The sequence below is a fragment of the Leptospira weilii serovar Ranarum str. ICFT genome, from assembly GCF_000332415.1.
In the GTDB taxonomy this organism is placed as follows: Bacteria; Spirochaetota; Leptospiria; order Leptospirales; family Leptospiraceae; genus Leptospira; species Leptospira weilii_A.
The window spans coordinates 1-8,820 of sequence record NZ_AOHC02000020.1 but is presented as its reverse complement, the minus strand read 5'-3'; the positions used below and the strand labels follow the sequence as shown (position 1 = coordinate 8,820).

The following is an 8,820-nucleotide window of genomic DNA, read 5'->3' as shown; positions in this document are numbered from 1 at the left end:
GCATTTAATCGTAAATGATCGCGGTGAATTATTATCATTTATGTTTACTCCTGGAAATGTCGACGACAGAAACTCCAAAGTAATTTTCCCACTTTCTAAAAATATTTTCGGTAAACTTTTCGGAGATAGAGGTTACATTAGCCAATCTCTTTTTGAAAGTCTTTATGAAAAAGGAATTCAACTCATTACAAAATTAAAAAAGAATATGAAGAATAAATTAATGCCCTTAGTCGACAAAATTCTTTTAAGAAAAAGAGCTATCATTGAATCGGTTCATGATGAGCTTAAAAATATATGCCGGATTCAACATACCAGACATCGCAGCTTTTTCAATTGGGCTGTTAATCTTTTAAGCGGTTTAGTTGCATATTCTTTTTTCCCAAAAAAACCGTCTCTGAATTTGAAATCTAAAGACAATTGCCAGTTCTTACTCGCTCCTTAGGCCGAACTCACGTTAAATACGTCGTTCCCGGAAGCGCACATCGTTACAGAACAAGATCCGCCGGCATCGGATTTTATTACCGGTTTTTTCCGTTCGGCGGCAAGGAAGGTTTTATGATCGAGCCGAGCATTCGTTATTGGCCGAACGCTTGGACGGATTCGCCCGATCGAGTCGCGTTTGAAAATCAATACGGTGTATTAGGATTTCATAAAGCGCACGATCAGGGTTTGTTCGTGAACGTTTCCATCGGCTATTACAAGAGATTGGAATGAGGGAGTTCCCACAGGGAAGTATATTTTGAGTTCGTAAGAGTTCCCACGGGGATACACGGATACATTTTGTCGGAACAATCGTGAAATTCGAAAAATAGCTGACGAGTTCAGCAATCCCCTGCGAGAGCGATGCGAAGGGCTTGTCTCTTCGCCATTCTTTCAAAAATTCGCTTTCCCTAAAACCGGAAAGCGCGAAGAGATGAGCGAACAGCGAACCCGTAGCAGCGCGTTTCCCGCAACAGCGGGAACTCGCCCATGCAAATATTTGAATATTCTCAAGGCATTTTCGGCGGGAACTTCAGATTTAAAATTTCGCGGATTGTGTTTTCCAGTTCCGTGCGAAGCGCTTGTTCCTTTTCGGAAACGTAAGCCTCAAAGACGGCAGGAAGGCTGTCCGGATCGTTGATCGTTCGAATCGTGACGATCGCTTCGATTCTCAGATTCAATTTTTCTTTTTGATTTCTGGCAAGCACGAGTAACGCGTGAACGGCATTCTTATCTTTCAGTTCTCCCAAAGAACGGATCAACTGCCACTTGACGTTATTCTCCTTTTCTTCGGAAAGAATTTTCGTGAGTTCGACCGTACTCGTGTTGGCTCCGAGTTTTCCGACTGCGTAAGCCGCCTTCGTTCTCAGTTCGGGATCTTCGCCGTTGGTCAATACGGCCAGGATTCCTTGTCCTCCTCCGTGGTTTCCGAGATCCAATAGGAGGTCGATCATTCTCGTTTTGAGAAACGTATTCTCTTCCTTTGTCAACTGATCGGAGATCGTCTTGGCCCCCTGTTTGTCTTGGAAGACGAACAACGCCTCCAGGGAAATTCTTCGAATGTCCGGATTGGGATCCGTCAATCCTTTGTAAAACAAGGAAATATGTTGGCGGCTCTTTTTGTTTTTTAAAATTTCCAATGCGACCATTTTCACGTCGTCGTCCGGATCGCTCGTCGCCGATTTTTGAAATTGGGAAAATTTTTCCGTCATCCCGAGTCGATGGATCGCGATGAGATATTTTTTTCTCACTCCCGAACTTTCGTCGTTTGCCAGTTTATGAATCTGATTTTGAATCCTTTCGTCCTTGATGATCAACGAGGATTCCAAAAAATACATCCTCTGCACCGGATCCTTGGATAAGGACATGTCGAGTAAAATCGGCAAGGCCCGATCGTCCTTTAACAAATGCATCAAACGATAACTCAGGGTTCTCACCGAAGTTTCGGGATCGCCGAAGGCGGCGATCACCGGATAGATGAGTCGTTTTTCCTTTTTCTTTTCGGCCAATAAAAGGATTTCCTTTTTCAAAGTTACGTTAGTCGTCTTTTGAAAGACTAAGTCCAAAACTCCGATCCAATTCGGCGCGAGAGCGTCGAGATCGTCCAACTCGGAGAAAAGTTTTAGGATCGCGATCTGCGCCTTCTCGTCGACCGATTCGTTTTGAAAAATAGAAGGAAGTTCTTTCACGAGATCCGATCGGTTTTTGTTTCGAATTTCGGAAATCGCCGAAGCCTGCGATTTAGAAAAATTGAATACCTTTTCCTTAAATTCGTCTTTTGGAGTTTCAGCGGCGGAGATCGAAGAGATGAGTAAGAACGGAATGAAAACGTTTAAAAAGAAATGTTTCAGAAAAATCCCTCTCTACGCGTGGATTCTTCCAGAGCCGCCGATGCCGCGCGTTTATTCTCGTACGCTTCCGACAAAGAAGGATCCAAATCGATCGAACTCTGAAACGATCGAACCGCTCTTTTGAATTCCCCGTTTTTATAATAACAAATTCCGAGATAGTTGTATGCGGTCGCGGCGGTTTTGGGTCTTACGTCGGAACGTACGATCGCAGTCAACTCGTCGATCGCTTTTTCCCGATCCAAAATCGAATTGGAGTCTATTAGAATTTTTGCAAGTACTAATCGGCCTTCCATATCGTTCGGATCCATGTGTGCGGAACGGAAAGCCTCGTCCTTGGCCCTGTTTTTCAAATCGGGGTCCTTGGATTTATTGTATAAAAGCGCGAGTTTTTTGTGGGCGTTTTTCAGATCCGCGCCGTCTTTCGAAGAGTCCAAGACCTTCAAAAGAATTTTTTCGGCGTTGGAATCGTCCTGCATTCCCAGATAGGCTTCGGCCATCTTAAGATAGACCTTATACGCGTCGTTTTTGTGTTTTACAACTCCGGTATATTCCTCCACGGCTTCCCGAAAGAATTTATTTTCGAGAAGATAATCTCCGAGGGTTTCCCGGCTTTGTACGTTTTCGGGTTCGATCGCAGTCGACTTTCTCCAGTTTTCGATCGCGAGGGTACCGTTACCGGAATGTTTATAAACAAGTCCTAATGTATGATACGCCTTCGCGTTTTTAGGATTGAGTTCTATAACTCGGTTGAGCGCGGTGATCGCTTCCCCATAACGTTCCATCTGATCCAGAACCACTCCCAAATTGATCAAGGCGGTTTCGGTAAAACTGTCTCCCGGAGTGGAGGACACGATCCTACGATAGGTTTCTTCGGCGGAAAGAAGATCTCCCTTGTTGTAATACGCTTCCGCAAGTTGAAAAAGAGAATCCATATCCGTAGGATTGTACTTTAAACTTTTCTGAAGTGCGGAGATGGACATTTCTCCCTGATTCAAATTGGAAAATCCTTCCGCGATCAATCTGTAAATTTCGGGATCGTTCGCGCCTGCGTCGCGGGCCAGTTCGAGATATTTAAGGGCTTCTTCTTTGTTTCCATTCTTCTGCAAAACGACCGCGAGATTGTAGAGATACTTCGCTTCGTTTGGAGAAAGATTACTCGCCTGACGGAAATGATATTCCGCGTTTTTATAATCCTGTTTGTTGTAGGCGATGTTTCCCAGATAAGAATGAGATAAGGCCGCGAGTCTTCCCGAAGGAGACTTGATTACAACTTTCTTAAATTCTTCCTCGGCTTGGGGAATGTCTCCCTTTTTAAAGTAACTGACCGCGAGGTTGTACGTCAGATACATATCGTCCGGAGAAGCGGACAATCCTTCCTTGTACGCGTCGATCGCGGCGTCCGGATCGTTTAATTCGTTGAATAAATTCCCCGCGAGCAAAGAAACTCTTGCATCGTTAGGCGCCATCTCTTTGGCCTTGAGGGCCGCCATTCTCGCGTCCGTAAATCTTCCGGCGTGTTTGTAGGCGAGAGTCAGATTGTAGTAGGCGTAAAAATTTTTGGGATCGTATTGAACCGCTTTCTGAAGTCTTTCGATCGATTGCGGATAACGTCCGCTTTCGTCGTGGATCACTCCGAGGACGGTGAGCGCGATCGATTTTTCCTCCTGAGTTCCAGTGGAATCCAAAAACTCATTACAAGTATCGAATGCTTGTCTGGTAAATCTTTCCTTATAAAGATTGATACACTTTGTGAGCGCCGGATTTGCGTTTCCGTCCGGTAGATAAGGTCTTTCTAATAGACGATTGATGTCCGATTTATTTTGAACCAGATCCTTGTTGAAGGAGTTTGTAAATTCGGATCCGGGAGCGGACGTCCGGAAGAATTGATGATAAACTGCGAAGCCGAGTCCGCCTAACACGAGAACTCCCGTCAAAATCCAGAATATTATAAGTTTATTGTATGATCTACGGATCCGAACGGGTTCTTTGTCTTCCGGGAAATAGAGTTCTTTTTCCTCGATCCCCTCTAAGAACAACCTGTTTTTTCGGATTTCTTTATCCATCGGATTTGATTTCGTTTTTAAGAATTGCGTCCAGGATTCCGTTCACGAACCGCGCGGATTCTTCGCTTTCAAATTCTTTTGTAAGTTCCACCGCTTCGTCGATCGTAACGTTTTTCGGAACTTCCCAAGTATATAACAAAGCATAAATGGACAAACGAAGGATCGCCTTGTTTACTACGCTGATTCTTGAAAAGTCCCAATTTTTGGAATACTTCCTGATCAGAGTATCGATCTGATCCTGATTTTTCACAACCCCATTTACGATGGAAACGGCGAAATCCCTTTCTTCGGGTTCGATTTTTTTATCGTACCATTTGAATTTGAGAACCTCTTTGAGAAGGGGTTTGGTAAGTTCCAATTGGTAAAGCGCCATAACGGCGATTTCTCTGGAAGTGCGTCTGGCCGACATTTAAAGAAGGGAAAGCAGGTTCACCATTTCCACGGCTGTGGCTGCGGCTTCCGCTCCCTTGTTTCCGGCCTTGGTTCCCGCTCTTTCGATCGCTTGTTCGATCGTATCGGTTGTCAAAACTCCAAAGATAACCGGAATGGAATATTGAACTCCGATGGATCCGATCTTTGCGGATTCTCCCGCGACAAAATCAAAATGAGCGGTTGCACCTCGGATCACGGCGCCTAAACAAACGATGGAATTGTATTTTTTAGAAGCGGCCGCTTTGGCGACTACGACCGGCATTTCATAAGCGCCGGGAACTCGAACCACGGTCACGTCTTCCACCCCGTGCATGCGGAACGACTCAAGTGCCCCTTTCAAAAGACTTTCCGTGATAAATTCGTTGAAACGGGAAACGATCACGCAGTGTTTTTGTCCCTTTCCGTTTAGATCTGCTTTGAGTTCTTGGATCATAGATTCCTGATTGATTCTATTGTTGAGAAATCATACGTTACCTATTGTGGCAAATCAAAAAGTCCTCTCAGGATCGTTTTTCTCTTACAGAGTGTTTCAGAACTTAATTTTAGGTTATCAAAAAGGGCAAACCCAACGTTTTTTTACGGACAGATTGTTTCGTGAGTTCCGTTTCTATTTCGGAATCGGTTCTTATTCCAACCGTTTCGTTTTAATACTTTGTGTCCTTCTTTTTGTTTCGGGATGTTCCTTCTATCGAAGAATTTTTCCGAAAGAAGACGCGTTTATAAAATCATTGAATCTGCCCGAATGGGTCTTGGAATCCAATATCAAATTGAGAGTTTTGTCCGGTTTACAAGACGTTCCGAACCCGGAAGATTCTCTTCCCGAAGACGAGATCGCAACGTTTGAAAACAAAGCGAGAAGAATCCTTGCGACTTCTCCGCAAGCGATGAAGGACCTTTTCGAAGCGACCGGTTGTATCGACGGTTCCAGACTCGCCGGGATCCGAGCCAACCGAATTACCGAAAGGGAAGAGGACGTTTGGTACGGAATTTGTCAGAACGGAAAGGAGGACGCGATCATCTTCCGTTTGTTTCAGATGGGGAACACCGATCTTTATCGAAAGTACGATAAAGAAACCGCTTCTGCTTGGGAGGAAGCGAGAAAACTCGCCGCAAACAATCCGGATAGGGCGGTGAGGCTCGCCAATCAAGTGATCGAGTTGGAACCCGCACATCCGGCGGCAAGAAAACTTCTGGGTCAATTGTATCTCAAAGGCGGTTATTGCAAGGGTGCAATCCGTAATTATAGGATTTATCTGAGAGTGATGCCTCTGGCCGGAGACAAATGGAAAATTCACGAACAACTTTCGCAAAAATGCGGGGGATTCCTAAAACCGGAACCCAAAAGGGAAGAGGTGGAACTTCCGGATGCGGATCCGGACGCGATGTAAGCGGGAGAATATAGATATATTTTAAAGTACTAATGTATCTGATAAAAACAAAGAAATCACCTTCATCGGTCGTCGGATGTGCGGGTTTAAAAGAAAAGAAAACTTTGAATGATTCAATTTTTAAAATCGAAAAGTGGTTTCTACTTTAACCGTTTCGTTTCTATGATTGTTCGATATTGTTTCGATAAAAGTCCGCTTCAAAAATTTATGAATGGCGATTTCACTGTCAAAATTCACTTGGAAATCGGTGATTTTTTTGACAACCTTTGCAAAGGAAATCTAACTTCTTTTTTCTTTTCCCACCCGGATGACAAGAGTGATTTTTCCGTCGGGTTTTTCCACGACTTCAAAACCTTCTTCTTTCAGAGTTTTTTTGATTTTATAAAGCCCGAAATTTACGACCTTGGACCCGGAAAACGTTTTTGAAGAGGATTTTTCCATCCCTTTTATTATCGGAATCGATAAGAGACGATCTTAAATCTTCGTGTCGCTTTTCTTACGACAAGAAGGTTCCTTGACAAGTCCAGCCGGGGAATCTGTCATGAAACCGAATGGCAGTCCGTATTTTCTTTTATTCTTTCAGCTTTCTCATGTTGACCGCTTTGGCGATGGCGGCCTACGCTCCCGATTTGTTCCAAATGGAAACCTTGGAATGGATTTACGAGAAAAGAACCTTCTTCTTATTTTCATTTATTTTTATCGTATCCGCAGTTCTCATCTATCTGATCTATTGGAAAGCTAAAAGAGGAATTCTTCATTCCAAAAATAAAACGGAAATTCATCTTCAAGAATCCCTAAACGAAGTGGTTCGGGATAATCAGTCCCTTTTTTCATTTCTAAAAACCGCCACGGACGCGCTCTGCAAACGGATAGAATCATCCCAAAAGAATCTTTCTCCCGAATTTTTCTCCGCTTGTTCGGCGGAGTATTTGAAACTGACTCGGGAATTCGAATCTTCCTCGGAGATTTTTAAGACGATTCCGTCGGTTCCGGAGCCGGAGGACGACAAAAAAGATAACGGAAAGAACTTTAAAATTTCCGAATATTCGGATCTTATCAATCGTCATAGAAAACTTTCCAGGACTCTCGAAAAGTTAAGAGAGGATCTCACTCGTCTTCGCGACAAGGTCGGCGGTTGATGACACCTTCCGTTCTTTCCAAATCAATCGTATTCGTTCTTATCCTGAGTTGTTCCTTGTCGTCCCAAAAGACGATCTCCGAACGTTCCAACAATATTCTTCCTCTTTTGACTTTAGAAATCGGCAAAGAATCCCTGGATACGATCGGTAAAAAACGCAGTTCCCTTCGGGTGAAATCGATTCTTTTGCATCACACTTCCGGTTTGAAAGCGGAAGCATACTTGGACAAAAGCAAATCTTCCGGATGGATGGTTCATTTTATCGTTCTTGAAAACGGAAACGTTTACGGGGCGGAGGAACCTTCCAAAATTTTTTATAGAGCGGCTCCGGGAATGGATGAAACTGCGATCCATGTTTCCTGGGAAGGAGCGAACGATACACCTAGTATAAACGGGATTCAATTGAAAGCGTTGACGGAATTGATCGGGAGTCTTTCGAAAGAATATTCAATTCCTCTAAATAACTACGATATCGCTTCCGGGAAGGGAATTTTTACCCATACTCAGAGCAAGAAGAAGTTCGGTCGTTTTTTGGATACGGGAGAATGCGGAAGTGAAAAAGTTCTTTCCTCGGTTTTGTCCGGGCTCCAAGGTAAAATTTTTTTCCGAAACGGAATGGAAGGACAGATTCGTTTCCGGCTGGGTGATTCGTAAGGAAAAGTTCACGGATTTATCCGGTAAAAAAATCGTTCAAACGTACGACCGAGGCCGAGGTGCGACCGCCGCTCCGATCGTCGATTTGAACTCCGTCGAAAAAACACCTAGTATGAAAAACTCCCGAAGAAAGAAGGCTTCGTTACAATCATCGCGGATCGATCCGCCCCGATTGTATCGTTTTACACTACACCGCAATTCCGGATTACCAAAGGACGCTGGAAGTATTAGAAAAACGTAATTTATCCGCGACGTTTCTTGCGGATCAGGACGGAAAAATTTATCAACTTCTGGATTCCATCCTGGATACGGCCGCTGCGGCCACGGGAACGAACGCGAACTGCTTTCAAGTGGAAATTGTCGGCAAGGATACGGAAATGCTTTTATCGAATTCTGAACAAACGAAAGCGGTCGTTCGGCTCGTAAAAGAACTCTCCGAAAAATATAAGATTCCTTTGAACAACGAACGTGTGGAATCCTTGCGGGGGGTTTATTCTCATACGCAAGCCAAGAAAAAATGGGGAGGTTCGATTTATCTGGACGGTAAGGATTTTGATCCCGGCGAACCCTATATGAAGGCGGTTTTGGACACCTAGTATGACGGAACTTTTTTCCCGGAGGAAAACTGGTTCGACAGACACCTCGCTGATTGGATTCTTCTATTCACTGATTTTCAGCCCTAACCACTCGAAGTGTGGGAACTCCCACGGAGTCCGCGGTCTTCTGCAAAATCCTAAAACCTAACGACTAAATCCTCGCCACTCGAAGTGTGGGAACTCCCACGGAGTCTGCGGTCTTCTACAAAATCCTAAAAC

General features: G+C 44.2%; 9 protein-coding genes and 1 pseudogene. 5 read left to right on the top strand and 5 right to left on the bottom strand.

All coding sequences use genetic code 11. From position 1 onward, the window contains the following. Together LEP1GSC060_RS05615 and LEP1GSC060_RS05610 are read left to right on the top strand one after the other, a co-directional pair. The coding region (locus LEP1GSC060_RS05615) for an IS982 family transposase (RefSeq protein WP_036095479.1) at positions 1-442 on the top strand (442 nt) is incomplete at its 5' end. Further along, positions 418-714, top strand: a complete 297-nt coding sequence (locus LEP1GSC060_RS05610; RefSeq protein ID WP_002998572.1) for a hypothetical protein — start codon at positions 418-420, stop codon at positions 712-714. The genes LEP1GSC060_RS05615 and LEP1GSC060_RS05610, both read left to right, overlap by 25 nt. A gap of 275 nt (positions 715-989) precedes the next feature. Here the strand turns inward: LEP1GSC060_RS05610 and LEP1GSC060_RS05605 are convergent, their stop codons facing one another. Genes LEP1GSC060_RS05605 through ribH form a run of 4 tightly spaced genes read right to left on the bottom strand, consistent with a single transcriptional unit; the run spans position 990 to position 5,258 of the window. After that, positions 990-2,303, bottom strand: a complete 1,314-nt coding sequence (locus tag LEP1GSC060_RS05605) for a HEAT repeat domain-containing protein (RefSeq protein ID WP_036095477.1) — start codon at positions 2,301-2,303, stop codon at positions 990-992. A gap of 23 nt (positions 2,304-2,326) precedes the next feature. After that, positions 2,327-4,393 carry a tetratricopeptide repeat protein gene (locus LEP1GSC060_RS05600; protein WP_002998578.1) on the bottom strand — a complete coding sequence of 689 codons (2,067 nt, stop codon included), beginning with the start codon at positions 4,391-4,393 and terminating at the stop codon, positions 2,327-2,329. Further along, positions 4,386-4,802 (bottom strand): transcription antitermination factor NusB, encoded by a 417-nt coding sequence (gene nusB, locus LEP1GSC060_RS05595; protein ID WP_080634514.1) that lies wholly within the window; start codon positions 4,800-4,802, stop codon positions 4,386-4,388. The genes LEP1GSC060_RS05600 and nusB overlap by 8 nt, the downstream gene beginning before the upstream one ends. After that, a complete protein-coding gene (ribH, locus tag LEP1GSC060_RS05590) occupies positions 4,803-5,258 on the bottom strand; it encodes a 6,7-dimethyl-8-ribityllumazine synthase (protein WP_002998563.1) in 456 nt (151 codons plus the stop codon). It abuts the gene before it with no gap. A 46-nt stretch (positions 5,259-5,304) separates the two neighbouring features. Here ribH and LEP1GSC060_RS05585 point away from each other — a divergent pair, with 46 nt between their 5' ends. Continuing rightward, entirely contained in the window at positions 5,305-6,213 is a 909-nt protein-coding gene (locus LEP1GSC060_RS05585) for a tetratricopeptide repeat protein (protein ID WP_002998570.1), read from the top strand. A gap of 279 nt (positions 6,214-6,492) precedes the next feature. Here LEP1GSC060_RS05585 and LEP1GSC060_RS20255 read toward each other — a convergent pair whose 3' ends face one another. After that, positions 6,493-6,654 carry a hypothetical protein gene (locus tag LEP1GSC060_RS20255; protein ID WP_002998574.1) on the bottom strand — a complete coding sequence of 54 codons (162 nt, stop codon included), beginning with the start codon at positions 6,652-6,654 and terminating at the stop codon, positions 6,493-6,495. A gap of 110 nt (positions 6,655-6,764) precedes the next feature. Between LEP1GSC060_RS20255 and LEP1GSC060_RS05580 the strand changes: the two genes are divergently transcribed. Both LEP1GSC060_RS05580 and LEP1GSC060_RS05575 read left to right on the top strand, forming a co-directional pair. Next, entirely contained in the window at positions 6,765-7,352 is a 588-nt protein-coding gene (locus LEP1GSC060_RS05580) for a hypothetical protein (RefSeq protein ID WP_002998580.1), read from the top strand. After that, a pseudogene (locus LEP1GSC060_RS05575) lies at positions 7,352-8,688 on the top strand (N-acetylmuramoyl-L-alanine amidase). Before LEP1GSC060_RS05580 ends, LEP1GSC060_RS05575 begins: the two are co-directional and overlap by 1 nt. Positions 8,689-8,820: the final 132 nt, after the last annotated feature.